Raw genomic sequence first — 24,278 nt, forward strand, 5'->3', positions numbered from 1 at the left:
GATGGACCTGACCCTCAGTGACGAGCAGCGGCTGTTGCGCGAAAGCGCGGAGCGCTTCGTGGCCGAAAGCTACGATGCCGACCACCGCCGCAAGATGGCGAACGATCCGCTCGGCTACAGCCCTGATGTCTGGAAGCAGTTCGCCGAGCTCGGCTGGCTGGCGCTGCCGATCGCCGAAGAGTTCGGTGGGCTCGGCGGCGGCGCGGTCGAGATCGGCATTTTGATGGAGGCCTTCGGGCGCGGGCTGGTATCGGAGCCCTATGTCGCAACAGTGGTGCTGGGCGCGGCGCTGATCGACCGATGCGGCAGTGCAGCCCAGAAGCAGGGATTCCTGCCGAAGGTTGCGGACGGCTCACTGAAGCTCGCCGTCGCGCATTCCGAGCGCGCCGCGCGGTTCGATCTCGCCAGGGTTGCGACCACCGCCAACAAGACGGCGCAAGGCTGGCGCCTTGCCGGGCACAAGATAGCCGTGCTCGACGGGCACGCCGCCGACGAGATCATCGTCTCTGCGCTCATCCATGATCATCACGGGCCCTCGGGGCGAATCGGGCTCTTCCTGGTGCCGGCGACCGCACCTGGCCTCGTCATCAGCGACTATCCCCGCCTTGGCGGCGGGCACGCCTGCAACATCGAACTATCTGACGTGCATCTGAGCGAAGACGCCCTGCTCGGCGATGGACACGGCGCGCTGCCCGCGATCGAATGGGCCGTCGACCGCGCCATGGCGGCGCTTGGTGCGGAAGCCGTCGGCATCATGCAGACGCTGCTTGATACCACGCTGGAATACACCAAGATCCGCAAACAATTCGGCCGGCCGCTCTCGGCCAACCAGGTGATCCGTCATCGCCTCGCCGACATGGCGATGCAGGTCGACGAGTCGCGCTCGATGGCGCTGCGGGCTGCGTTGAAGGTGGATACGGCGCCGGTCGAGCGCGCGCGCGCCGCCTCGGGTGCGAAGGCGAAGATCGGCAAATGCGCGCGTTTCGTCGGCGAGCAGTCGATCCAGCTTCATGGCGGCATGGGCGTGACCGAGGAGCTCGAGGTCGGCGCCTATTTCAAGCGGCTTGTCGCCTTCGACACGCTGTTCGGCGGCAGCGCGCATCACTATGCCCGCCACGCGCAGCTCGGCCGCTCGGCCTGACACTGGGAGAGCCTCATGGACCTCACGTTCAATGCCGAGGAGCGCGCCTTCCAGAGCGAGGTGCGCGGCTTCATCGCCAGCAATCTCACGGACGAGATGAAGCGCGCCGCCGCGTTGACGCCGTCGGTGTTCTCCGACCCCGACATCGGCATGGCCTGGCAGCGCGCGCTGCACAGGCAAGGCTGGGGCGCGCCGGGCTGGCCGGTCGAATATGGCGGTCCCGACTGGACGCCGGCGCAGCGCTGGATTTTCGAGACCGAGTGCGCACGCGCCGGCGTGCCCAATGTCAACGTGATGGGCGTGAAGATGGTCGGGCCCGTCATCATCGGCTTCGGCACTCCCGAGCAGAAGAATTTCTACCTGCCGCGAATTCTTTCGGGTGAAGACTATTGGTGCCAAGGTTACTCAGAGCCGGGCTCGGGCTCCGACCTCTCCTCGCTGAAGACGCGCGCGGTGCGCGACGGCGACGACTACGTCATCAACGGCACCAAGATCTGGACCACGCATGCCCATCATGCCAACCGCATGTTCGCGCTGGTGCGCACCAGCGACGGGCCGCGGCAGCAGGACGGCATCAGCTTCATCCTGATCGACATGAAGACGCCGGGCATCACCACGCGACCCATCCTCACCATCGGCGGCGACCACGAGGTCAACCAGGTGTTCTTCGACGACGTCCGCGTGCCCGTGGCCAACCGCGTCGGCGAGGAAGGCAAGGGCTGGACCTACGGCAAATATCTACTGGAGTTCGAACGCGGCTCCGGCATTGCCTCGGCAAAGCTGCGCGAGGGGCTGAAGGCGATCGCCGATCTTGCTGCATCCGATTTGACCGGGCGCGCGATCGACAGCCCTGACATCGCCACCCGCATCTCGGAAGTTGAAGTCGACATCGACGCGCTGGAGATGACCGAGCTGCGCGTGCTTTCGGCGCTGCAGACCGGGCAAAATCCCGGTGCGGTGTCGTCGATCCTGAAGCTGCGCAACAGCGAGATCCGCCAGGCCGTGACGCGGTTGGGGGTCGACGTGATCGGCCACGACGCCCTTGCCGTCGAGCCGATGCGCCCGCTCTACAAGCTCAATCACGAGCCGGCGACGCCTGAGGACATGCTGACGGTGGTGCCGGAATATCTCAACGGGCGAGCCTATACCATCTTCGGCGGCACCTCGGAGATCCAGCGCGACATCATCGCGAAGATGATGCTGGGGATTTGAGGGCGACGACTCTCCCCACCGTCATTGCGAGGAGCCCTTGCGACGAAGCAATCCGGAATCTTTCCGCGGACGGAATCTGGGATTGCTTCGCTGCGCTCGCAACGACGGTGCACGTGGTGGTGTTAACCCGCCGCCTTCGCGTCCCGGATCGCCTGCCAGATCTTCTGCGGTGTCAGCGGCGTATTCAGCTGGGTGATGCCCAGCTCGGCAAGCGCGTCCATCACCCCGTTGGTGACGCAAGGAGGGCCGCCGATGGCGCCGGATTCGCCACAGCCCTTGGCGCCGAGCGGATTGGTGCGGCAGGGCGCGGAATCGTCGAGCGTCACCACGATCGGCGGAACGTCGTCGGCGCGCGGGATGCAGTAGTCCTGGTAGCTGGCGGTGAGGAGCTGGCCGCCGGCATCGTAGGAGACGCCTTCATACAGCGCCTGGCCGATTCCTTGCGCGACCCCGCCATGGATCTGGCCAGTCACCAGCATGGGGTTGACGGCGACGCCGACGTCGTCGACCGTGGTGTAGCGCACGACCTTGGACACGCCGGTCTCCGGGTCGATCTCGACCTCGCAGATATGCGTGCCGTTCGGCCAACTCGGCCCGTCGACCTCGCCCTCGGAATCGACGCTGAGCTTGGCGCCGCTCTCCTTCTCGGCGAGGTCGAACAGGCTGATGCGGCGGTCGGTGCCGACCACGGTGAGCATGCCGCCCTGGTACTCGATGTCCTCGACCGAGGTCTCCAGCACGTTGGCCGCCTTCTCGCGCGCCTTCTGGATCAGATCGCTGGAGGAGACCGCAACGGCAGTGCCGCCGACGAACAGCGAGCGCGAGCCCACGCTGCCAAAACCCATGGCGAGATCGGTGTCGCCCTGGACGACGTCGATCTTGTCGAGGGGAATGCCGAGCGAGTCGGAGATCATCTGGGTGTAGGTGGTCTGCAGCCCCTGCCCCATCGCCATGGTGCCGGAATGCAGCACGACGCGGCCCTGCGAGGTCGCGTGCAGGCTGACCTTCTCGGTGTGGGCGCGGCCGCCGGTCCACTCGATATAGGAGGTGAGCCCGCGGCCGTAGAGCAGGCCCTTCTTCTTGGCGGCCTTCTTGCGCGCCGCAAAGCCGTCCCAGTCAGCGAGCTTCACGGCCCGGTCGAGCATGTGGGCGAAGGCGCCGGAATCGTAAACCTGCCCCGCCGCGTTGGTGTAGGGCAGCTGCGCCGGCTTGATGTAGTTGGCTTTCCGGATCGCACGCGGATCCATGCCGATTTTCGCGCGGCGGCGTCGAACAGGCGCTCGACGATGAAGACCGCCTCGGGCCGGCCAGCGCCGCGATAGGCGCCGACGGGCGCGGTGTGGGTCATCACCGACTGCACCTCGAAATGCACCAGCGGCAGGTCGTAGACGCCGGTCTGCACGAACGGCCCGAGCACCAGCGGGATGATGTTGGCCGCACCCGACGAGTACGCGCCGGTGCAGCCGATCGACTTGACGCGATAGGCCAGCACCTTGCCCTTGTCGTCGAGTGCGAACGAGGCGGTCGAGGTCAGATCGCGGCCATGGGTGCCCCCGAGGAACTCGTCGGTGCGGTCGCCGCGCCAGCGGATCTTCCTGTTCAGCTTGGTCGCGGCGTAGGCGACGATGCCGTCCTCGGGATACAGGTTGGTCTTCTGGCCAAAGCCGCCGCCGATGTCGCCGACCAGCACCCGCACGCTGTCCTTGGGACGCTTGAGCACGGCTTCCGCCAGCACGTCGCGGGTCGAGGCCGGAGTCTGCGATTGCACATGCAGCAGCAGTCGGCCGGTCTTCTTGTCGATCTCGGCGATGGTCGAGCGCGGCTCCATCGCGGAGGGCACGAGGCGCTGGCTCACGAGATCGAGCTCGACCGTGTGCGCGGCTTTGGCGAATGCCTCGTCGACTTTGGCGGCATCGCCGTATGACATCGCGCCGACGATGTTGTCGGGCGCCTCGGGCCACACCACAGGTGCGCCGGGTTTTACGGCCTCGACGGGATCCACCACTGCGGGCTGCACGTCGTATTCGATCACGATCGCCTCGGCCGCGCTCTGCGCTTCCGCGCGGGAGGCAGCCACCACGGCCGCCACCGCTTCGCCGGCGTAGCGCACGATCTCATGGGCGAGCAGGCGGCGCGGCGGCACCGTCATCGGCTTGCCGTCGGGGCGCTTGAAGATGCTCAAGGTCGGGATGGCGCCGATGTCGTCCCTGACGAGGTCGGCACCGGTGTAGACCGCGGTCACGCCGGGCATCGCGGCCGCAGAGCTGGTGTCAATCGAGACGATCTTCGCATGCGCATGCGGCGAGCGAAGCACGTACAACCACAGCGCGCCGTCCTCCGCCTTGTCGTCGATGAATTGTCCCTTCCCGGTCAGCAGCCGCTGGTCTTCCAAACGCTTGACGGGCTGGCCCGCTCCGAAACGCAAATTGCCGGGAAGAATGTTCATTCCGTGGGGTCCTCAGGGTCTTTTCGAAATTGCGGGCTGCCTTTTAGCGGATCGATCAGGAGCATGCCAGCCGCGGTTTTGGGCGGGATATCCAAGGATTCGGCATGTCAATCACGCCAGCTCTCTCAGCGCCGCCTCCACGACCTTGCGCGCTTCGGCCGTCAGCGCGGCCTGTGGCGGGACGGGATCGCCGACGTCGTAGCCCTGGGTCGACAGGCCCGCCTTGATGCAGGCGGCGAGGTTGAAGCGGGCGAAGGCCTCGTTGATGCGCCACAGCCGGCACTGGAGCGTCATGGCCTCGTCCCAGCGGCCGGCTTTGCAGAGGTCGTAGAGCCTAACGCTCTGGCGCGGGATGATGCAGGCCGGGCCCGCCATCCAGCCGAGCCCGCCGATCAGCATCACCGCGGCCGGGATATGGGCGGAGGCCGAGAACACGCGCAAGCCATCGCCACAGCGGTTCATGATCGAGAGCAGCCGGCCGGTGTTGGTCGAGGCGTCCTTGATGTAGCCGATGCGCGGATGCTCGGCGAGGCGCGCGATCACGTCGAGGGTGAGATCGGAGCGCTGGAATTGCGGATTGGTATAGATGACGACGGGAATGTCCACGGCATCCGCGATGGCGCGGAAATAGGATTCGACCTGGGCATCGGCGAGCGGGAAATACGCCTCCAGGATCGCGAGGATGCCGTCGGCGCCGAGCCTCTGATAGGCCTTCGCCTGCGCCACCGCATCCGCGGTCGCGGTGGAGGCGACGCCGGCCACGACCGGCACACGGCCCTTCGCGGCTTCGATCGTGGTCTGCACGACCGTCCGGCGCTGCGCGGCATTGAGATAGGCGAACTCGCCGGTCGAGCCCAGCGGGGTCAATCCATGTACGCCGGCGCCGATCAGGTCGTCACAGAGCTTTGCGAGCACGCTCGTCCGCACCGTGCCGTGGGCATCAACGGGAGATACGAGGTAGGGAAAGACGCCGTGGAATTCGGACATGTCGGGGGCTCCGGAAGCTGGCACCCCAGAGCTATTAGCAATGCCCGCCCGGGCGATCAAACCTTGAGCAAGCGTACCCGCGTGCCCCAGGGATCGATCGCCTCCACGCCGTCCGCGAGCGCCGTGACTTTCACGCCGCGCTTGCGCAGACGCTCTTCCTGAGCGGCGAGCAGTTCCTGCTTCGCCATCACCAGCGAGAACCAGGCGAGGCCGGTCGTCGAATCGTCGCGCTGGCCGGCGCCCTCGCTCTGCCAGACATTCATGCCGAGGTGATGGTGATAGCGGCCCGACGACAGGAAGGCCGCGCCGTTGCGCTTGCGGGTCGGGTCGAGACCGATCGCGCCGTGATAGAAGCTCTCGGCCTGCGCGAGATCGCCGACCCGCAAATGCATGTGTCCGACGCGCATTCCGTCCGGCGCCTTGGCATAATCAGGCACGCGCGTATTTGTCAGCGACAAGAGGTCGGGGATGTTGAGCTCGTCGGTCGCCATTTTCACGCTGCCCTCGCTCCACTGCCATTGCGAAGGATCGCGGTCGGCATAGACCTCGATGCCGTTGCCTTCGGGATCGTCGAGATAGACGGATTCGCTGACGAGGTGATCGGCAAAGCCCGACAGCTTCACCCGGTGCGAGGCGGCGTGGACCAGCCAGCGCGCGATGTCCTTGCGGGTCGGCATCAGGAAGGCGGTGTGGTAGAGGCCGGCGGCGCTGCGCGATTCAATCGCGGCATCGGGACGGGCTTCCAGCACCAGCAGCGGGATGCCGCCCGTGCCGAGTTTCGCGGCGGCCGACGAGCGCTCCATCACGGTGAGTCCGATCACGTCGCGGTAGTAGTCGGCAACCGTATCCAGATTCTTGACCCGCAGCGTCACCATGCCGACTCGCATCGGCGTGCGGCTGGCATAGGTCGGTCCGACGCCCTGCGGGTTGCCCTCGGCACGCGCTGCGGCTGCGGCCGCCATCGCGAGCGAGGTAGCACCGGCGAGGTGAAGCAGGGTGCGGCGGGTGAGGTCGATGGTCATGAGTCGGGGCTCGCTGAAAACTGGAGGCCATAGGCGCAATTTCGGGATTGCTACACGTTCCCGTGAGGCGCTCCCAATCACATGTTCGTCGGCCGTGGTCCTACGGGGGCCTGCCTGTTTCCTGGCCACCCGGCCAGTTTCGCAATCGCCCGCGGCATCCCAGATTGAGGACAACTTACAGGAGCCCGCCATGACTGATCTCAGTCCCCTGTCCTCACTGTCGTCCGCGCTCGCGGAATTGGTGGCGCGCACCGCGCCGTCCGTGGTCACCGTGCATTCGCATCGCTCCCGCTCGACCGGCTTCGTCTGGAAGAGCGGCCTGATCGTCACCGCCGACGAGGCACTGGCCGACGAGGGCGATGTCGAGATCGGCCTGGCCGATGGCGGCCGGGTCGCCGCCACGATCGCCGGCCGCGACCACACGACCGACATCGCGCTGCTGCGCAGTGAGGCCGCTATCGCGCCTATCAAGCTCGCAACCACAGTCCCGCCGCTCGGCGCCTTGTCCATCGTGGTTGCCACCCATCGCGAGACGCCGAGCGCCGCGCTCGGAATGGTATCGGCGTCCGGCAAGAGCTGGCGCTCCCTGCGCGGGGGCGACATCGATGCCCGGATCGAGCTGGACGTCCGCCTGCGCGAAAGCCAGCAGGGCGGCCTGGCGCTCGACGCATCGGGTGACGCCTTTGGCATGGCCGTGCTCGGGCCGCGGCGGGTGCTCGTCATTCCGACCGCGACGATCGAGCGTATCGCTCCGCAACTCGAGACGCGCGGCCGCATCGCCCGCGGATATCTCGGCCTCGGGCTCCAGCCGGTGCGGCTCGACGACGGCATCGGCGCGATGGTGATGAATGTCGACAAGGCCGGTCCGTCGGCCGCGGCAGGCATCCGCCAGGGCGATGTGATCGTCGCGGTCAACGACCAGAAACTGTCAGGCGTGCGCGCGCTGTCGCGGACGCTGGGTCCGACGAGCGTCGGAGCCGTGGTCGATGTCGCGGTGCGCCGCGCCGGCGAGCCGGTCAGCTTCAAGGTCACGGTCGGCGAGAGGCCGGAGGCGTGAGCGCGGACAAGACCAGCGAGATCGTGCTCGCGCTGGAGATCGACGATCCAGCGCTGGCCGATCGCCTGACGGCGCTGCTCGGCAATGTCGGCGGGATTCGCCTCGCCGCCCCCGGCGAGCGGGCCGCCGCGACGGTCGTCGCCCGCGATGCACGCAGCATGCCCGAGGACATCGCCTTGACGCAGCGGGAGCTCGACGTGCTGGCGCTGATGGCCGAGGGCGCGTCCAACAAGATGATCGCGCGCCAGCTCGGCATCTCCGTGCACACCGTGAAATTCCATGTCGGCTCGCTGCTCGACAAGCTGGATGCCACCGGCCGCACCGACGCCGTCGCGCATGCGGCGCGCCGCGGCGTGATCGAGCTGTGAGCCGCGTGGATCAATCGCCGGCGGCAATCTGCGCCAGCTGGCGCATGCGGCCGGTGTCGACGATGCGGCCGTGGCTGATGACGACGCGCGGGGGGCTGTGGAAACGCAGCGCCTCGGTGACATCGCCTTGCTCGAGCACGACCAGATTGGCCGCACAGCCGAGCCCGAGACCGTAGCGTTCGAGGTTGATCGCCGCCGCCGCGCGCGTGGTGATCATGTCATACAGCGTCTCGAACTCGCTCCCCCCGGTCATCCAGAGCAGATGCGAGGCGAGGAACGCCACTTCCAGCATGTTGTTGCGACCCAGCGGGTAGTAGGCGTCGGAAATGTCGTCCTGGCCGAGGCAGACATTGATGTCGGCGGCCACGAGCTCCTTCACGCGCGCATGCAGCGGACCGGTGTGGGGATTGCTGACGACGCTGACGCGGGCCTCTCCGAGCAAGGCCTTCAGCTCCCGCAGATAGTTTTCGGGATAGAGCGCCATTGCCCGGCAGTGATGCGCGAGCGCCCGGCCCTCAACACCGCGGGCGATCACCGCGCGCGCCATCATGTCGAGCGTGCGCATATCGGCATCGCCTACGTCATCCAGCAGCATCGAGATTTCGGCTCCGTGCTCGGCCGCAAGGTCGAAGCAGAACGCGACATGGCGGCGCATGTCCTCTTCATCGGGCTCGATCCACGGAATACCGCCGACGACGTCGGCCCCGAGCGTCATCGCCTTGCGCATCAGGTCGGCCGCGCCGGGCTCGCGAAACAGGCCGTCCTGCGGGAACGCCACGACCTGGACATCGACGATGCCGCGAAACTCCTCGCGGATGGCGAGCAATGCCTTGACCCCTTCGAGCCGCGCCTTGGTGTCGACATCGGCAAAGGCGCGAATGTGGAGATTGCCGTGGAGCGCGGCGAGCGCCACCGCGCGCCGCGCGTTCGGGACGATCCAGGACGCGTCATAGTTGTTCTTCACCACCGCGGCGAGCTCGACCGCCTTGGCCGCCTCGCTCATGCCGCCGCCCTGATAGGCCTCCAATGCCGCCTCCGACATCATCGGCAGGGTCCAGACCTTGCAGAGATGCAGATGCGGATTGACGAAAGCGGGCGTGACAAGACCGCCCTTGGCATCGACGAAGGATTGGGCGCCAGTCTCCGGCCGGCCGCCGATTGCGGTGATCACGCCATCGGTGATGGCGATGTCGACGACCTCGCGGCTGCGGGTGTGGGCGTTGGTGATGACGAGGTCTGGCAGGCGGGACATTGCAGGACTTCCACTCGATACCAGTGCGATCATGCAAGTTGGGGGCCGGTACGCGGAAACTGGAGCTGCACGGTCAGCCCCGGCGCATTGTCATGCAGCGCAATCTCGGCGCCATGAAGGCGCGCCACGGCGGCGACGAGGCTGAGCCCGAGGCCGTTGCCCGGCGTGTAGCGGCTCTGCTCGAGCCGGTAGAAGCGCTTGAAGACGTGATCGCGCGCCTCGGTGGGAATGCCCGGTCCATCGTCGGCGATCGCGATCACCGCGCCGCCATTGGCATTGCGGCAGGTCACCGTCACCTGACCGCCCTTGCGGCCGTGCTTGATCGCGTTGTCGACGAGATTGGCGACGGCGTCGAACAGCAGGTCGCGGTCGCCGGTGATCGCCACCTCGCGGTCGCCATCGAGACCGAGGCGGGTTGTGACCTCTTCGGCGGCGGCGTCGTAGAGCTCGACGACCTCGCCGGCGATCTCGGTCAGGTTCAGCGCGCGAAAGGCGCTCCGGCGTGCGCGGGTCTCGATCTCCGAGATTCGCGTGATGGAGGCGAACATGCCGAGCACGGCATCGAGATCGGCGATGGTGTCGCCGATCAGCGCCGCGTCGGCCTCGCTGTTGCGCGGGGTGTGATAGGCCTTCTCCAGCCGGCCGCGCATACGCGTCAGCGGCGTGCGCAGATCGTGAGCGACATTGTCGCTGACCTGCTTGACCTCGCCCATCAGCGTCTCGATGCGGTCGAGCATCTGGTTGAGGTTTTCGGCGACACGGTCCCACTCGTCGTGACTGCCGCGCAGCGGAATGCGCCGGTCGAGGCCGGACTGCATGATGGCACGGCTGGTCGCGTTGATCTCCTCGATCCGGCCGACCGTGCGCCGTGTCACCAGCACCGCCGCCAGTCCGGCGAGGACGAGGAGCAGCACGGCGACCGCGACCATCGCGAGCTCGATCATGCCGGTGAAGCCATCGTGATCGACGGCAGCGCCGAGCCGGCGCTCCACATAGGCGAGCGTTCCGACATAGACGTAAGCCATGATCGCCGCGACGATCAGCCCGAATGCCGCAATCGCCATCAGCGCCAGGCGGAAGGTCGAGGAGCGCAGGGTCTTAGCCAGGAGCACGGAGGCAATATCCGATGCCGCGGATGGTGTGGATCAGCGGATAGGCCTGGGCGTCATCGACCTTGCGGCGAACGCGTCCGACATAGACGTCGATGATGTTGGTGGAGGGGTCGAAATGCAGGTCCCAGACGTGCTGGAGCAGCATGGCGCGGGAGACGACGCGGCCCTCGTTGCGGACGAGATATTCGAGCAGCTGGAATTCGCGCGGCAGCAGCGGGATCTTGCGGCCGCGGCGGCTGGCGCTGCGTGCGATCAGGTCGATGGCGAGGTCGCCGACGCGCAGCAGCGTCTCCTTGGCGATGGTGTCGCTGCGGCGGCCGAGGGCCTCCAGCCGCGCCAGCAGCTCGACGAAGGAGAACGGCTTGACCAGGTAGTCGTCGCCGCCGGCGCGCAGGCCTCGGACGCGATCGTCGACCTCGCCGAGTGCAGAGATGATCAGGAAGGGCGCGGCGATGCCGTCGTCGCGCAACTGGCGCATCACGGTGATGCCATCGATGTCGGGCAGCATGCGGTCGATGGTGATCACGGCATAGTCGCGCGCGGCGCCGTGGCTGAGGGCCTCGCGGCCGGTGGCGGCGAGATCGACGTCGTAGCCCGAGGTCGTCAGCTCCTCGACGAGCTGGCCTGCGGTTTCCGGATCGTCCTCGACGACCAGGATGCGGCGGTGACCTCCGGTCATGCAAAACTCCGCGCGACGATCGCCGCCAGACTATCCCGTTCCGGGGCTGAGCGGAACTGCCCGGCGGCGATCGCGACAATGGTGCGGTACGGCGATGCGACTACCAGTAGTCTCCGCACACATTGACCCATTGCCATCCCCACGGCGTCCAGCTCCTGCGCCAGCAGCCATCATAGTAGCCGGCGTAGATGAAAGGTGCTCCGAAGAAGAAGCGATGGTGGTGCCGGAAGAAGGCGTGGCGGCCGATGAAGGACCTGCCGTGCCAGCCCGTGCCGGCAAACCGCGGTCCAAAGGCAGCGCGGGTCGCCAGCGGAGCTCCGGCAAACCGGGGGCCGATGGCGGCGCGAGCGGCCATTGGCGAACCGACGAAGCGGGCCCCACCGAAATGGGCGCCGCCCATGCCGCCAAATCGCATGCCCCCGCCACCCATGCCGCCACCGCCGACATGCATGCCGCCACCACCGAAGTGGCCACCACCGCCGAAGCCGCCGTGACCTCCGCCGCCGAAGCCGCCACGGGCGAGCACTGGGGAGGAGAGCGCCATCACCGCGGCGACCGTCACCGCAGTGAGGCCTTTGAGAAGCCTGTTGTCCATCGAAGCATCCTCCGTGCTGCGCGGCGGTATTGTCGCCGCGTCAGAACGATGAGATGAGAGGAAGAGACGGGCACCTTCAACTTACAAACGCGCCAGATTCTGACGCGGAAGTTAGGAAGCGGAGCTCAAGCAATCCAGACCGTTTTCGCGGCGGACTGGATTGCTTCGCTGCGCTCGCAATGACGACGTGGAGAGAGTTCTCCATACGTCGAGCAGCTAGCCTCTCCCCGCAAAGAGCGGAGAGAGGTTGAAGACTCACGCCCGCTTGCCGCTCTTCTCGGCGGCACGGCGCATGGCTTCGGCAAGCGCGCCGCCGCTGGAAGATTCCTGCTTGCGCGGCGCGGACGAGGTCATGCGGCTCGGGTTGCGCGAGCCGTTGTCCCGCTGCATGCCGGGGGCGTCCTTCTTGGCGCCGACCTCGTCGTCGAGCCGCAGGGTCAGGGAGATGCGCTTGCGGGCGACCTCGAAGTCCAGCACCTTCACCTTGACGATGTCGCCGGGCTTCACCACCTCGCGCGGATCCTTGATGAAATTCTTCGACATCGCCGAGATGTGGACGAGGCCGTCCTGGTGCACGCCGATGTCGACGAAGGCGCCGAACGCGGCGACGTTGGTCACGGTGCCCTCGAGGATCATGCCCTTCTGGAGATCCTTGATCTCCTCGACGCCTTCCTTGAACACCGCGGCCTTGAACGCCGGACGCGGGTCGCGGCCGGGCTTTTCCAATTCGCGCAGGATGTCGGTGACGGTCGGCAGACCGAAGGTCTCGTCGACGAAATCCTTCGGCTTCAGCGTGCGCACGATCTCGCTAGAGCCGATCAGCGTCTTGATGTCGCTCTTGGTTGCTTCGAGAATCCGGCGCACCACGGGATAGGCTTCCGGGTGCACGCCGGAGGCATCGAGCGGGTCCTCGCCGCCGAGGATGCGCAGGAAGCCGGCGCACTGCTCGAACGCCTTCGGCCCGAGCCGCGGCACGTCCTTGAGCGCCTTGCGCGACTTGAACGGGCCGTTGGCGTCGCGATGCGCGACGATGCTCTGGGCAAGGCCGGAGCCGACACCCGACACCCGCGCGAGCAGCGGCGCGGAGGCGGTGTTGACGTCGACGCCGACGGCGTTCACGCAATCTTCAACCACGGCATCGAGCGACTTGGCGAGCTTGGCCTGGCCGAGGTCGTGCTGATACTGGCCGACGCCGATCGCCTTCGGCTCGATCTTGACCAGCTCGGCGAGCGGATCCTGCAGGCGCCGCGCGATCGAGACCGCGCCGCGCAGCGTGACGTCGAGGCCGGGCAACTCCTCCGAGGCGAAGGCCGAGGCCGAATAGACCGACGCGCCGGCTTCCGACACCACGATCTTGTTCATCTTCAGCTCGGCGAGCCCCTTGACCAGCTCGGTCGCGAGCTTGTCGGTCTCGCGCGAGGCGGTGCCGTTGCCGATCGCGATCAGCTCGACGCGATGCTTCATCGCGAGCCGGCCGAGCGTCGCCAGCGACTCGTTCCATTGCCGCTGCGGCTCGTGCGGATAGATCGCGGTGGTATCGACCACCTTGCCGGTCGCATCGACGACGGCGACCTTGACGCCGGTGCGGTAGCCGGGATCGAGACCCATGGTGACGCGGGTGCCGGCGGGCGCCGCCAACAGCAGATCGCGCAGGTTCGAGGCGAACACGCGCACGGCCTCGGTCTCGGCCGAGTTCCACAGCCGCATGCGCAGGTCGATGTTGAGATGCACCTGGATCTTGGTGCGCCAGGCCCAGCGCACGGTGTCGAGCAGCCAGCGGTCGCCGGCACGTTTGAGGTCGGCGATCCCGAAGCGCTTCATGATCTTGAGTTCATAGGCACTGGGCACGCCCGGCGGCGGCGCCTCAGCCTCGGGCTGAATCTGCAGGTCGAGGATTTCTTCCTTCTCGCCGCGGAACATCGCGAGAATGCGGTGCGACGGCAGCTTGGTCAGCGGCTCGGAGAAATCGAAATAGTCGGCGAACTTTTCGCCCTCGGTCTTCTTGCCGTCGCGCACCTTGGAGGTCATGCGTGCATTGGTCCACATCTCCTCACGCAACGCGCCGATCAGGTCGGCGTCCTCGTCGAAGCGTTCGACCAGGATGGCGCGGGCTCCATCGAGCGCGGCGGCGGCATCGGCGACGCCCTTCTCGGCATTGATGAAGCCTTCCGCCACGACCTTCGGATCGTTGCCCGGCTCGGCGAGGAGCTGATTGGCGAGCGGCTCGAGGCCGGCTTCCTTGGCGATCTCGGCCTTGGTGCGGCGCTTCGGCTTGAACGGCAGGTAGATGTCTTCGAGCCGGGCCTTGCTGTCCGCGGCCATGATGGTGGCTTCCAGCGCGGCGTCGAGCTTGCCCTGCTCGCGGACCGATTCGAGGATGGCCTTGCGGCGATCCTCGAGCTCGCGCAGGTAGACCAGGCGCTCCTCCAGGGTGCGCAATTGCGCGTCATCGAGCGCACCGGTCGCTTCCTTGCGGTAGCGGGCGATGAAGGGAACCGTGGCGCCGCCGTCGAGCAGCGTCACCGCCGCCTCGACCTGCTCCGCCCGGACCCCAAGCTCCTGCGCAATCTTCTGGTTGATATTTGCCACGCGAGAACCCCTCTATCCTAACACGCGACGCAGGGCGAACCCGGCCGCGGGACGCCGCTTATGGACCAACCAAGGTTGATTCATCAAGGTGCGGCGCGCAACCGTCGACAGAGGATTTTTTGCTGGATCGATGCGATCTCGCCACATTCGTCGATTTGTGGCCGCGCTCTCGTGTCCCGCACGCGGCGCAGCGCCGAAAGCGTATGGCACAGTGCCCGGTGCCGCCACGATCGTCATTGCGAGCGCAGCGACGCGATCCAGAATCCCACCGCGGAAAGACTCTGGATTGCTTCGCTGCGCTCGCAATGACGGAGTACGAGGCAGTCGCGCCGCTCTTTCAGCTGGCATTCAACGCGCAGACACGCCTTCGCGTCCTCGCGGCGGAATATGCCCGAGCTTTGCCTGGTCACGACACCCTCCTCTGTCAGAGGGCGCAGGGAAGACCGAGTGCCGGCCGGGCACCCACGGTCCACGGTGCGAAGGTGGTACAAAGAATGTGCACAGCGGCATACAGGTGAGGCCAAACAACCGGTCTTCCCTGCGCAGGGGAAAATAAATGTCGGCATGGACTTCTGTGGAGCCCCATGGATAGAGCAAGTTATTGATCTTTCGAAAGAACCCGCCACATTGTGCCACGGCAGTCTCTGCTGCTCCACACCCACCATCGGGACAAAACCGGGGACACACATGGCACGCAAGGTTCGTCACAGCGCCCTCGAAAGCCGCAGCGCGCGCTTGAAATTGCCCGTTCGTCGTAAGCCGTATCCCGGCCCGTCGTTGGCGCGGGGCGTGTCTCTGCTGTACCGCCGGAATCGGACGAATGGCACGTGGGTCGTGAAGGCGAGCGATGGTCACGGCGCCTACTGGACCAAGCGCATCGCCGACGCCGACGACTTCGCTGAAACCGATGGCAAGAGCGTGCTGTCGTTCTTCCAGGCGCAGGATGCTGCGAAGCGATTGGCGCGCGGCGATAGTGACGCCGGAGATAAGGCGCCGCTCACGGTTGACGCCGCCCTCACTGCCTACGAAGCCGACTTGAAGGCCCGCAGCTCCAATCCGTACAACGCACAATGGCCTCGCGTGCATCTGACCTCGGTGCTGCTCGCCAAGCCCGTCGCCCTGCTCACCTCCACCGAGCTTCAGAAATGGCGCGACGGCCTGCTGACCAAAATGGCGCCGTCCACAATCAACCGGCTCTCCGGCTGCCTCTGCGCTGCGCTGGAGCTGGCTGCCCAGCATGATCAGCGTATCCAGAATAAGCGAGCGTGGGACGTTGGTCTTGCCGGTCTGCCCGATGCGCAGGAAGCCCGCAACGTTGTTCTCTCTGATCAGAAGGTACGGGATTTCGTTGCGCACGCCTACGAGCTCGATGACAAACTCGGGCTGCTCGTCAAGACACTGGCGGTGACCGGCGCGCGGCCAAGCCAAGCCGTGCGGCTGCGGGTCGAGGACCTGCACGATCATCCGGTGCGGCCGAAGCTGATGATGCCGAAGTCGGCCAAGGGTGGCGGACGCAATCGCGCGAAGAAGAAAGTCGAGCGCTACTCAGTGCCGATCACCGTGCAACTGGCGGCGAAGCTGAAGGAAGCGGCTAAGAACCGCCCCGACGACGCACCGCTGCTGTTGCAGAGTGACGGCAGCCCCTGGGGCGAGAATCCCGGCCAGACGTATCATCGCCAGATCGACAAGATCGTCACCGCAATCGGGCTCGACCCTGCCCTCGCGACGATCTATGCGCTGAGGCACAGCAGCATCGTGCGGATGCTGTTGCAAAATCTTCCGATCAGGCTGGTGGCATCGCTGCACAACACCAGCGTCGCCATGATCGAACGAACGTATTCAAAGTACATTACCGAGCACAGCGACGACGTCACGCGCAAGGCGCTGCTGCAGGACGAGCCGCCGAGCGGCGCGAAGATCGTAGCGCTGGCGAGTTGATCAGTCTGAGTCTGTTCGTCAGCGGACGAGCAACAGTTGTCCTGTAACGGTTGTTATCCAACAGTTGGCCACCAACGTCAGACAGATAGTTGGTGACAAACATTAGTTGTTGCGGCCTCTAGCCGGCGACCCGGGAGCGTGTCGTCTTGCGTCAACTTGATCACTGAAGATTCTTGGTTCGCGTGGCAACGCGCTGCGGCTCTCTGCGTTCTTGAAGCAGCATATTTGGAAGTGTCGGTGCAAGCTATGCTTAAACGAGAGAACGCATCCGCCGGTCGCCGGCCACGACCCGGAGCATCGTCCATCGGCGCGGTCGATTCCGCTGGCGCGATAGGCGTCGTGCCTTTTACTTGTTTCTCCGACACCCAATGGCAGGCCATTCGAGCAATCCGTGACGACTGGCCTAGCAACATTAATTGGCCAGAAGTCCGCCGGCAGATCGAGGAAGCCGGCCGCGAGTATGCAGCGGTCGAATATCAGCGAGAACAAAGGAGACGATCTGCAGCGTACAAAACGGCCCTCTACAGTGCGCGGAGGAGCCTCATCGGCCTGCAGTTCAATCTGTCGCGACTGGAGACGCTAGCCCCATCGGACCTAGTTGGATTGCCTATCTCCGATCTTAAAAAAATCGAGAAACGGCTCAAGGAGCTGGATACTCAATATCAGACTTGGTCCACGCCCTTTGTCGGCCGAAAAAGCTGGATACGCGAGACATTGATCAATCGGCTTCTAGACATCTGGAAAAAGCAGCTGCACGGGCGACTTAGCTCTTCGAGAAGCAAGGTTGGAGAACCGACCGGGCCGCTGGTTCGCTATTTGACCCTAACGCTCACAGCCATACAGGGTGAATCACCCGGTCCACACGGCATCGAGAGCATCGTCGACAAGGCCAAGAAACGGCGACGGGGCAATTCCGGAAAACGGAAGCAATCGGGCAAGACGCTGCGTCAGATTCGTCAATAAAATTGGACATTGATTACCCCCCGTCACCGATCATCCAGGACCGTCTACTTTTGCTCCTACGTAGCCACATGGACACGGAGGACAAGGAAATGGCGCGCCCCGAAGTAACCGGCCGCAAGACAACCCACACTGATGACGCCGACGCTTACGGCATTGACGAATTTTGCGCGCGGCATCGCATCAGCCGTCAGTTGTTTTACAAGCTGAAAGCGCAGGGCATCATGCCCGCGACTTTCAAACTTGGCACGCGCGTTCTGATCTCGCGCGAGGCTGCGGCGGCATGGCGCCGTGCCCGCGAGAACGCGGCCCAGGCTGTGACCGACCGGGTCGCCTAGTCACAGAAAAAGCGGCCCGCCACAGGCCGCCTCTCCATCATCTTCTCAAGGAATATTTGGAATGTCTGTCACTGATACCAGTGCGCCCTCGTGCGCGCAAGCCGACGCCAGGAAAATTGCTACTACCCAGCCGCAGGCGATCGAGCTGCAAGCGCGCAAGTTGCGCCTGCGTTTCGCGCTCGCCCCGGAAACGGCCCGCACTCTCGCCAGCATCGCGTTTGGTGGGGAGGCGCGGGCATGACCAACATCATCGACTTCAACTTCGCCAAGCGCCAGGACGAGCCGATCACCGGCTCGATCGACGCCGAGGACATCCGCGAGCGCCTGCACGCCGACGCGCGCCGCTTCGTCGAGTGGCTGTACTCCGGCCGCGCCTTCATCAGCCGCAACGAGGCACGCGTTGGCGACGTGTATGGCACGCCCGGCGCTTCAATGTCGATCAAGCTGACCGGCGCCGATGCCGGCTTGTGGAAGGATCATGCGACCGACGAGGGTGGCGACCTGATCGCGCTCTATCGCGCGTTCATGGGCTATCACGGCAACGCCGACTTCGTGCAGTCGCTCAAGGAGATCGCCAAGGAATATTTTGGCGATCCCGTCGATGTCGAGCGTCCGAACTGGCGGCCGACCGCAGCCGATCGCATCGCGCAGAGCAAGGAAAAGCTCGGCACCAAGCCGCGCGAGGACTTGGTCGAGCTGGGACCGCCGGTCGCGACCTACAAGTATTACGACACGCGCGGCAACATCATCGCCTCGGTGGTGCGCTATCAGCCGGACGGCACGCGCGAGAACAAGACGTTCCGCCCGTACTGCTTCAAGCGGATCGATGGCGTGCAGAAATGGGTCATGGGCGCGCCCGATCTGCGTCCGCTGTACCGGCTGCCCGAGATCGCTATCGCCAAGGAGATCGTGCTCGTCGAAGGCGAGGGCTGCGCCGATGCCCTGGCTCAGCTCGGCATCGAGGCGACCTCCGCGATGCAGGGCGCCAAGGCGCCGATCGACAAGACCGACTGGGGCCCGCTCGCCGGCAAGAGGGTGACCATCTGGCCCGATGCCGATGAGCCAGGGCTCGTCTACGCGCGCAGCGTGGCAGCGCGCCTGCAAGCGCTAGGCTGCACCGTGCTCGGCATCACGCCGCCGCCCGAGGCGTCCGAGGGCTGGGACGCGGTCGATGCGATCGCGGAAGGGCGCAACGTGCAGGACATCATCGCCGGGGCGACGCCGCTCGACGTGAAGTCCGAGGCGCCGCGCCAGCGCATCAACATCCAGAACTATCGGGAGATGGAGCGCAGCGCCGCCACGCCGATCGCGTGGCTGATCTCGAACATCATCACCGAGGGCGGGTTGTCGGTGCTGTGGGGCAAATCCGGGTCGATGAAATCGTTCGTGGCGCTCGACATGTCGCTGTGCATCGCGACGGGTCTGGCGTGGCACGGGAACGAGGTTAAGAAAGGCACTGTGATCTATGTCGCCGCCGAGGGCGGGTTCGGTCTGAAGCGCCGCGCCATCGGCTGGCGCAAGACGCGCGGCCGGGAGCTGTCCGATCCGGACTTCCATCTCATCGACCACTCCATTGCCTTGACCAGCGACGACCTCAACGAGCTGATCAAGAAAATCCTTGAGAAGGAGTTGCAGCCCGTCCTGATCGTGCTTGACACCCTGGCCCGCACCTTCGGCGCTGGCGACGAGAACAAGCAGGCCGACATGGGTGCCTATGTGCAGGCGTCCGACAAGCTGCGCGAAGCGACCGGCGCCAACATCATGATCATCCATCACTCGGGCGTCCACGAGGATAAGCGCGAGCGCGGTTCCAACGCGCTGCGCGGCGCCGCCGATACGATGATCAAGATCGCGCGCAAGGATCACAAGATCGACGTGATCAACAAGGCGCCCGAGGGCAAGCAGAAGGACGCCGAGGAGTTCAAGACGGTCAAGCTGGAGGCGCGCAAGGTCGCGTTCGAGACCCAGGACGACCAGGGCGAGATCATCGAGCAATCGACCCTGATCCTGGCGCTGCGGGACGATGCCGATGTGCTCGGCAACGAGCCGGTCGAGGACGACGGTGAGCCCGCTGCAAAGCTCGGTAAGAACCAGAAGGTCATCCTGGAAGCCTTGCAGAAAGCTGGCAAGCCGCTTGGCTCGAACCGACTCAAAGGCATCACGGGGCTGAAAGACAATGTTCTGCATGCCGCGCTGGGCCGTCTGGTCGAAAACGGATTTCTGATCGTCGAGAAATCCGGGAACCATCAGGAATGGAGACTGGCCGATGCTTGACGCTCACTCCACTCGCTTTTGGCACTCTCGCGAGAGTGACACGGGTGGCGAGAGTGATGCACTCGCTTCACTCACTCCACTCGCGCGAGAGTGTGTGTTCTGTTCCGGTTGCGTTCACTCGTCTCACTCGGTCCCCCCGTAAGGGGGGCCGTGGTGAGTGAGCAACCCGAGAGTGGGCACGCCACCGACGGCTACGGGTCCTTCCTGGCGCCCGGCCAATGCGGGTCGGGCGGCAGCGCCCGGTATCCCTAGCGATGCAATTTTTGGAACTTGCTGCAACAACAACAGGCTGAATTCTCATGAAACTGCACTTTTCGATCAACGCCCTTGCGCTACTTCTCGAACATGATCGCGGGACCCTGACGCGGGCGCTGCGCGACTTTGCGCCCGATCGCGTCGAGCGCGGACGGCCCCTGTGGAAGGTCTCGACCGCCGTGGATGCTCTCGCACGCCGGGGCACGAGGTCACAACGCCGGCACATGCGGCAGCAAACCTGCAAGTACCGCGACCAGTACGACTTCGATCGCCCCACGGCGCTCGATGCCATGCGTCTGGAATTCGAGAAACAGGTGGCGCTGATCGGCGCGGAGAAGTCTTTCGACAACCGTCGCGAGATGGCGCTCAAGCTCGCGCCGCTCCTGGAAAAATATCAAGTGACCTATCTCGAAGTTGGCCGATCGCTCCGCGCCGTTGACGACGACGTGCTCAGCGCCCGCGCCGAGCTGATTTGGCAGGAGATGATGGAAGAGGTCAGCGCGGCGGCCGAATGGCCTCGCAACGGCGGCGACTTTTGGATCAGGATGAATGAAGCCATGCCGTCTTACACCGAAGCGGATGAGGTGACCTGATGCCCACCGACACCGAACGCGCTATCCTGCTTGAGCAGATCGCCGCCGAACTGCGTCGTCGCCCGGATCAACGCAACTGGATCACGCAGTTTCGGGACTGCGAGGCGGTGCCGTTGTCGAAGGCTGCGGACATAGCCGGCGCCGACCCGGAAACCATCCGGCGCTGGTGCGTTGCTGCCGAGTGCAGCGATCGGCCGCTCGGCTACAACGTGGGCGGGCTCTGGCTGGTGGACATGCCGGAGCTGATGCGCCAGCTTGAGGAGCGCCGTGGTCAGCGTGCGCGGCAGGCTGCGGAGGCTCGGTTAGATAAATGTCGGGTGCAGCAGTCGATCAAATTGTTAGCGTGCGCGCCCTAAGCGATCGGACCACATATGACGGCGGCCGCGCCAGCCGCGCGGTAGTCCCATGTGCGGACACCGCTGATCGCGTCGGGGACCTGCGCTGGACGGTTGAAGCCGGATCGCGCCGGGACAAGACGCTGACGCCTTCGGGCGACTTGATGTTGGTCTCTATCCAGACCGAGAGCTGTAGGCGCGGCGGCGGGATCAGGGAGGGCAGGGCGTTGCGGCGGATGGCGTCAAGCGTGATCAAATCGATACTCATAGGGAATGCACAATCTGTGCGGTTGAAAAAGCAAGAGAGTACTGCTTCGATCAAACGAAATTACCGATCTAACCTCGATGTGGCGACGCGGTAGACCAGCGGCTAGGCGGTTCGCGCTCTAGCGACGAAGGAGGAATGGAATGAGCAGTGAAGTCGTTCAACAAGAGGCGGTCTCGGACCAGGATCGCAAAGCCATTGACGAATACTATGATTACGGAGGTGATTTTTGGGAAATAGGCTGGCACAGCAAGAGGCGTGACGGGCTTCATGTTTTCCCGCAAGGAAGCGACGAAGATCGAATAGAGTGGATGGACCATAAAGACACACTGAAGAGACAGGACAAGGATACCGACCTTCCGATCTTTGCTGGGATAGGAGGGGTCGGAATCGCCGCAGTGCTGTTTAATCCTGGTAGTTGGTTCCTTGCATTGGGCGCAGGCGCAATTTTCGTCCTTTACAAAGTCAGAAAGGAGTTGAGCAAAAAACGTATGCTGTATGCTTACGGCCGCACCTTTATCTTCGATCGCAAGGGCCGCGTGGTTGAGGCTGCAAGGGGGCAATTGCGCTCGTCGAGCTTGAGCTGGTTTTACCAGCGACCATTCATCCCGGCGAGGGATAACCGAGACCGCTAATCCTACGCCTCACCAATCTCACTCGGCGCCGCCCTAATCTCTGCGTCGATCTCGGCAATGCCGCTGTGCGACAGAGGCGGCGGCCGCGCCTCGCCCGAGCCGGCACCGCGAGCACGCCGGCTCTGACCGAAGATGTGGAGTAGACGGCACCGATTGTGGCGTGCGCCGCACCCGAGCGGCCTGAAATCGCCTACTGTGCCGGACATGGCATTCTTCAAGCGAAAGACAATGACCGAACAACTCGAAGCCCAACTCGCGGACTTGCGAGGACGCGCCGATATTTTGACTAACCGCCACAGGAGCGCCGAAGCGGCGTTGGGTGACGCCAAAGCCAAGCTCCAGCATCATCACCTCGAAGCCGATCTCGACACGGACGACAAGGGCCGCGTGAGGCTGGAGACGGCCGTTGCAGCGTGCGCTGTCGCGCGCGACGGGTACGTCGATGCTCTCGCGGAAGTGCAGGCGAAGCTCGGTCAGGTCGAGCAGAAGCTCGCAGCCGAGCGCGCCACGGCCGAACGCAAGGCGGCGAGCAAGAACCTGGCGCGCGATCTCGATGCCGTGGAGCGGGCGCTGCCGGAGTACCTGCATGCCGGTCGAAGTCTTGCCGGTGCATTGGAAGCGATCGACCACAACTTCGAGGCCGCGCAAATCGCGACTTTCATTCACAACGGACAGGCACAGGTCGAGATCGCCGCCGCGTTCGTTGTGCAGGAATTGCGCAATATGGTCGGCGCGATCCGTGATGGCGCGGCGCCGATCCCCACGGCCAAGCCCGACGGCCGGTCGGCCCCTGCGCCCGAGCCGGCGCCGCCCACGATGACGGTCTTCATGCTGCGCAGCGCCCGCTATCTCGACGGCGACGGCCGCAAGCGTTTCGCCGGACAGTGGGAGGACGCCACCTTGCCCGTGGCAACAGCACAGCGTGCGCTGCGCCTGGGCGTGGCGGTCGCCGTGACCGATCCGCGTCGCGCGCAGCTCCGTGGCGCGCGGGGCGGTGACTTCAATCCGAAGGCGCCCGATGTCGTCGATCTTGACACCGTCGATGATGAGCCGAAGCCCGTGTCGCACGTCGATCCGGTGCTGCGCGACGCCAACTTCACCGTCATCGATCGTAGCGCCGAAGCGCGCACGCTCCAGATCGAGGTGCCGCGCCTGTGACCAGGAAAGCCGCCCCTCCCGGCTGGGAGCCCCACAAGATCGTGACCCGCATCGACGGCTACATCACAGCTGGTGGCGATCGCATCCCGGCCGCCGTTGCGGAGATGATTGCCCGCGCGATGCCGCAGCCCGGCGACGGCAACGTCGCTGCGATCTATGCGCGCATGGTCGCCCGTCACTTGAGGGTGTTTGGTCATGTCTGAACGAAATCTGGTTGAGGAAGGTAACGCGCAGCCCGCGACCTCTCTCGCCGAGGTGGAGGCCGCTGTCGGCGTCGGAGGCGAGACCGACAACGGCAGCGGCCCCGATGGGGAGATCGACGAGTACCAGGAACTACTTGCCTCGCTCGATCGCACATTCGACCAGGATGTCCGCATTGCGGCCCACGAAGCCGGGCATGCGGTTTGCGCGCGCCTGCTCGGGCATGAGGTTGGCGGCGTCACCGTGAGCCCGGACACTGCCGGTAGGTACGAGGGCCTGTGTTGGGGTGTAGGCCATAGAGAAGCGTTCGCAGAAGGTCACGGCGACGCTGCCGACGTTCGCGAGGCGCTTGCTTCAGAGATGCCACAGGCGGGTGAAGATCGTCGTCCTGTGGCCGATGTTTTCGCCAGCGTCTACGCCAAGTGTGTCGAATTCCTTGCCGGCCGGGCGGCAGAGCGCATGCTGCTCGACGGTGAGCCTGCTGTGCCTGCCGATGATCTGCGGCAGGCGCGCGAGCTGGCGATGCTGATGTGCAAGAGTGAAGAGGCGATCGAGAGCTTCCTCGCGCACTGCGATGTCGCTGCGCGCGATCTCCTGATGCCGTATGGCGACCTCGTGATGGTGCTGGCCACCATTTTGCGCATCAAGCGCACCCTGAGCGGCGCCGAGATCGACAGGATCATCCTGGAATTCGAGGCCAACAAGGCGTTAGCGATCGAGCGCCGGCGGCGGAAAGAGTGGCGCAAAGCCGAGCTGGCCGCGAGCCGTTTTCGCGCGGAATGTGATCGCCTCAATGCTCTGCGGCTGCCATCATCTGCATAAGATCGGGTGCGGTAATCGGCGACATCTGGATCAGAAAAGGCACG

23 protein-coding genes and 1 pseudogene are annotated in these 24,278 nt (G+C 65.1%); 15 read left to right on the forward strand and 9 right to left on the reverse strand.

Going from position 1 to position 24,278, the window contains the following annotated elements:
* The first annotated feature begins 1 nt into the window (after position 1).
* Both ACNJYB_RS33385 and ACNJYB_RS33390 read left to right on the forward strand, forming a co-directional pair.
* Positions 2 to 1,141 (forward strand): acyl-CoA dehydrogenase family protein, encoded by a 1,140-nt coding sequence (locus ACNJYB_RS33385; RefSeq protein ID WP_439370804.1) that lies wholly within the window; start codon positions 2 to 4, stop codon positions 1,139 to 1,141.
* 15 nt (positions 1,142 to 1,156) lie between these two features.
* Positions 1,157 to 2,353, forward strand: a complete 1,197-nt coding sequence (locus tag ACNJYB_RS33390; protein WP_439370806.1) for an acyl-CoA dehydrogenase family protein — start codon at positions 1,157 to 1,159, stop codon at positions 2,351 to 2,353.
* Positions 2,354 to 2,475: 122 nt separating this feature from the next.
* Here ACNJYB_RS33390 and ACNJYB_RS33395 read toward each other — a convergent pair.
* From ACNJYB_RS33395 to ACNJYB_RS33405, 3 genes and pseudogenes are all read right to left on the reverse strand, one after another.
* Positions 2,476 to 4,799: pseudogene (locus tag ACNJYB_RS33395) on the reverse strand (xanthine dehydrogenase family protein molybdopterin-binding subunit).
* A 111-nt stretch (positions 4,800 to 4,910) separates the two neighbouring features.
* A complete protein-coding gene (locus ACNJYB_RS33400; RefSeq protein WP_439370807.1) occupies positions 4,911 to 5,786 on the reverse strand; it encodes a dihydrodipicolinate synthase family protein in 876 nt (291 codons plus the stop codon).
* 56 nt (positions 5,787 to 5,842) lie between these two features.
* The gene (locus ACNJYB_RS33405) at positions 5,843 to 6,808 is read right to left on the reverse strand and encodes a VOC family protein (protein WP_439370808.1); all 966 of its coding nucleotides are present in this window, start codon (positions 6,806 to 6,808) and stop codon (positions 5,843 to 5,845) included.
* A 190-nt stretch (positions 6,809 to 6,998) separates the two neighbouring features.
* Here ACNJYB_RS33405 and ACNJYB_RS33410 point away from each other — a divergent pair, with 190 nt between their 5' ends.
* Positions 6,999 to 7,865: a S1C family serine protease gene (locus ACNJYB_RS33410; protein WP_439370810.1), complete on the forward strand. Its 867-nt coding sequence runs from the start codon at positions 6,999 to 7,001 to the stop codon at positions 7,863 to 7,865.
* The gene (locus ACNJYB_RS33415; RefSeq protein WP_439370811.1) at positions 7,862 to 8,233 is read left to right on the forward strand and encodes a response regulator transcription factor; all 372 of its coding nucleotides are present in this window, start codon (positions 7,862 to 7,864) and stop codon (positions 8,231 to 8,233) included. The genes ACNJYB_RS33410 and ACNJYB_RS33415 overlap by 4 nt, the downstream gene beginning before the upstream one ends.
* Positions 8,234 to 8,243: 10 nt before the next feature.
* On the opposite strand, the gene ACNJYB_RS33420 is transcribed toward ACNJYB_RS33415, so the two are convergent.
* From ACNJYB_RS33420 to ACNJYB_RS33445, 6 genes are all read right to left on the reverse strand, one after another.
* Positions 8,244 to 9,485, reverse strand: a complete 1,242-nt coding sequence (locus tag ACNJYB_RS33420; RefSeq protein ID WP_439370813.1) for an amidohydrolase family protein — start codon at positions 9,483 to 9,485, stop codon at positions 8,244 to 8,246.
* Positions 9,486 to 9,514: 29 nt separating this feature from the next.
* Positions 9,515 to 10,597, reverse strand: a complete 1,083-nt coding sequence (locus tag ACNJYB_RS33425; protein WP_439370814.1) for a sensor histidine kinase — start codon at positions 10,595 to 10,597, stop codon at positions 9,515 to 9,517.
* A complete protein-coding gene (locus ACNJYB_RS33430) occupies positions 10,584 to 11,276 on the reverse strand; it encodes a response regulator transcription factor (protein WP_183246543.1) in 693 nt (230 codons plus the stop codon). The genes ACNJYB_RS33425 and ACNJYB_RS33430 overlap by 14 nt, the downstream gene beginning before the upstream one ends.
* Before the next feature lie 100 nt (positions 11,277 to 11,376).
* Positions 11,377 to 11,871 (reverse strand): hypothetical protein, encoded by a 495-nt coding sequence (locus ACNJYB_RS33435; protein ID WP_439370816.1) that lies wholly within the window; start codon positions 11,869 to 11,871, stop codon positions 11,377 to 11,379.
* A gap of 255 nt (positions 11,872 to 12,126) precedes the next feature.
* Complete coding sequence (locus tag ACNJYB_RS33440) at positions 12,127 to 14,460, reverse strand: Tex family protein (protein ID WP_439370817.1); 2,334 nt, start codon at positions 14,458 to 14,460, stop codon at positions 12,127 to 12,129.
* A 233-nt stretch (positions 14,461 to 14,693) separates the two neighbouring features.
* On the reverse strand, positions 14,694 to 14,870 hold the full coding sequence (locus ACNJYB_RS33445) for a hypothetical protein (RefSeq protein ID WP_439370819.1): 177 nt from the start codon (positions 14,868 to 14,870) through the stop codon (positions 14,694 to 14,696).
* 277 nt (positions 14,871 to 15,147) lie between these two features.
* On the opposite strand from ACNJYB_RS33445, the gene ACNJYB_RS33450 reads away from it, so the two are divergent.
* The 11 genes from ACNJYB_RS33450 (at position 15,148) to ACNJYB_RS33500 (ending at position 24,234) form a co-directional block, all read left to right on the forward strand.
* Positions 15,148 to 16,398, forward strand: coding sequence for a tyrosine-type recombinase/integrase (locus ACNJYB_RS33450; protein ID WP_439370820.1), 1,251 nt, complete (start codon positions 15,148 to 15,150; stop codon positions 16,396 to 16,398).
* Positions 16,399 to 16,554: 156 nt separating this feature from the next.
* Entirely contained in the window at positions 16,555 to 17,361 is an 807-nt protein-coding gene (locus ACNJYB_RS33455) for a hypothetical protein (protein WP_439370822.1), read from the forward strand.
* Between the two features lie 68 nt (positions 17,362 to 17,429).
* Complete coding sequence (locus ACNJYB_RS33460) at positions 17,430 to 17,696, forward strand: hypothetical protein (protein WP_439370823.1); 267 nt, start codon at positions 17,430 to 17,432, stop codon at positions 17,694 to 17,696.
* A 61-nt stretch (positions 17,697 to 17,757) separates the two neighbouring features.
* On the forward strand, positions 17,758 to 17,937 hold the full coding sequence (locus tag ACNJYB_RS33465; RefSeq protein WP_439370824.1) for a hypothetical protein: 180 nt from the start codon (positions 17,758 to 17,760) through the stop codon (positions 17,935 to 17,937).
* The gene (locus tag ACNJYB_RS33470; RefSeq protein WP_439370825.1) at positions 17,934 to 19,970 is read left to right on the forward strand and encodes an AAA family ATPase; all 2,037 of its coding nucleotides are present in this window, start codon (positions 17,934 to 17,936) and stop codon (positions 19,968 to 19,970) included. Before ACNJYB_RS33465 ends, ACNJYB_RS33470 begins: the two co-directional genes overlap by 4 nt.
* 299 nt (positions 19,971 to 20,269) lie before the next feature.
* Positions 20,270 to 20,818 (forward strand): hypothetical protein, encoded by a 549-nt coding sequence (locus ACNJYB_RS33475; protein ID WP_439370827.1) that lies wholly within the window; start codon positions 20,270 to 20,272, stop codon positions 20,816 to 20,818.
* On the forward strand, positions 20,818 to 21,174 hold the full coding sequence (locus ACNJYB_RS33480) for a hypothetical protein (protein WP_439370828.1): 357 nt from the start codon (positions 20,818 to 20,820) through the stop codon (positions 21,172 to 21,174). The genes ACNJYB_RS33475 and ACNJYB_RS33480 overlap by 1 nt, the downstream gene beginning before the upstream one ends.
* 387 nt (positions 21,175 to 21,561) lie before the next feature.
* Positions 21,562 to 22,053 (forward strand): hypothetical protein, encoded by a 492-nt coding sequence (locus ACNJYB_RS33485; RefSeq protein WP_439370830.1) that lies wholly within the window; start codon positions 21,562 to 21,564, stop codon positions 22,051 to 22,053.
* A 228-nt stretch (positions 22,054 to 22,281) separates the two neighbouring features.
* Entirely contained in the window at positions 22,282 to 23,211 is a 930-nt protein-coding gene (locus ACNJYB_RS33490; protein WP_439370831.1) for a hypothetical protein, read from the forward strand.
* Complete coding sequence (locus ACNJYB_RS33495) at positions 23,208 to 23,414, forward strand: hypothetical protein (protein ID WP_439370833.1); 207 nt, start codon at positions 23,208 to 23,210, stop codon at positions 23,412 to 23,414. Before ACNJYB_RS33490 ends, ACNJYB_RS33495 begins: the two co-directional genes overlap by 4 nt.
* A 52-nt stretch (positions 23,415 to 23,466) precedes the next feature.
* Entirely contained in the window at positions 23,467 to 24,234 is a 768-nt protein-coding gene (locus ACNJYB_RS33500) for a hypothetical protein (RefSeq protein WP_439370834.1), read from the forward strand.
* The last annotated feature ends 44 nt before the right edge of the window (positions 24,235 to 24,278 follow it).

This window comes from Bradyrhizobium sp. SMVTL-02 (assembly GCF_051853005.1).
Classification (GTDB): domain Bacteria; phylum Pseudomonadota; class Alphaproteobacteria; order Rhizobiales; family Xanthobacteraceae; genus Bradyrhizobium.

Coding starts and splice junctions, on each gene's coding strand:
- ACNJYB_RS33405 (WP_439370808.1), bottom strand. CDS start 6,808: ATGACCATCGACCTCACCCGCCGCACCCTGCTTCACCTCGCCGGTGCT.
- ACNJYB_RS33420 (WP_439370813.1), bottom strand. CDS start 9,485: ATGTCCCGCCTGCCAGACCTCGTCATCACCAACGCCCACACCCGCAGC.
- ACNJYB_RS33480 (WP_439370828.1), top strand. CDS start 20,818: ATGCCCACCGACACCGAACGCGCTATCCTGCTTGAGCAGATCGCCGCC.
- ACNJYB_RS33410 (WP_439370810.1), top strand. CDS start 6,999: ATGACTGATCTCAGTCCCCTGTCCTCACTGTCGTCCGCGCTCGCGGAA.
- ACNJYB_RS33475 (WP_439370827.1), top strand. CDS start 20,270: ATGAAACTGCACTTTTCGATCAACGCCCTTGCGCTACTTCTCGAACAT.
- ACNJYB_RS33390 (WP_439370806.1), top strand. CDS start 1,157: ATGGACCTCACGTTCAATGCCGAGGAGCGCGCCTTCCAGAGCGAGGTG.
- ACNJYB_RS33385 (WP_439370804.1), top strand. CDS start 2: ATGGACCTGACCCTCAGTGACGAGCAGCGGCTGTTGCGCGAAAGCGCG.
- ACNJYB_RS33465 (WP_439370824.1), top strand. CDS start 17,758: ATGTCTGTCACTGATACCAGTGCGCCCTCGTGCGCGCAAGCCGACGCC.
- ACNJYB_RS33490 (WP_439370831.1), top strand. CDS start 22,282: ATGACCGAACAACTCGAAGCCCAACTCGCGGACTTGCGAGGACGCGCC.
- ACNJYB_RS33430 (WP_183246543.1), bottom strand. CDS start 11,276: ATGACCGGAGGTCACCGCCGCATCCTGGTCGTCGAGGACGATCCGGAA.
- ACNJYB_RS33450 (WP_439370820.1), top strand. CDS start 15,148: ATGGCACGCAAGGTTCGTCACAGCGCCCTCGAAAGCCGCAGCGCGCGC.
- ACNJYB_RS33485 (WP_439370830.1), top strand. CDS start 21,562: ATGAGCAGTGAAGTCGTTCAACAAGAGGCGGTCTCGGACCAGGATCGC.
- ACNJYB_RS33460 (WP_439370823.1), top strand. CDS start 17,430: ATGGACACGGAGGACAAGGAAATGGCGCGCCCCGAAGTAACCGGCCGC.
- ACNJYB_RS33435 (WP_439370816.1), bottom strand. CDS start 11,871: ATGGACAACAGGCTTCTCAAAGGCCTCACTGCGGTGACGGTCGCCGCG.
- ACNJYB_RS33400 (WP_439370807.1), bottom strand. CDS start 5,786: ATGTCCGAATTCCACGGCGTCTTTCCCTACCTCGTATCTCCCGTTGAT.
- ACNJYB_RS33470 (WP_439370825.1), top strand. CDS start 17,934: ATGACCAACATCATCGACTTCAACTTCGCCAAGCGCCAGGACGAGCCG.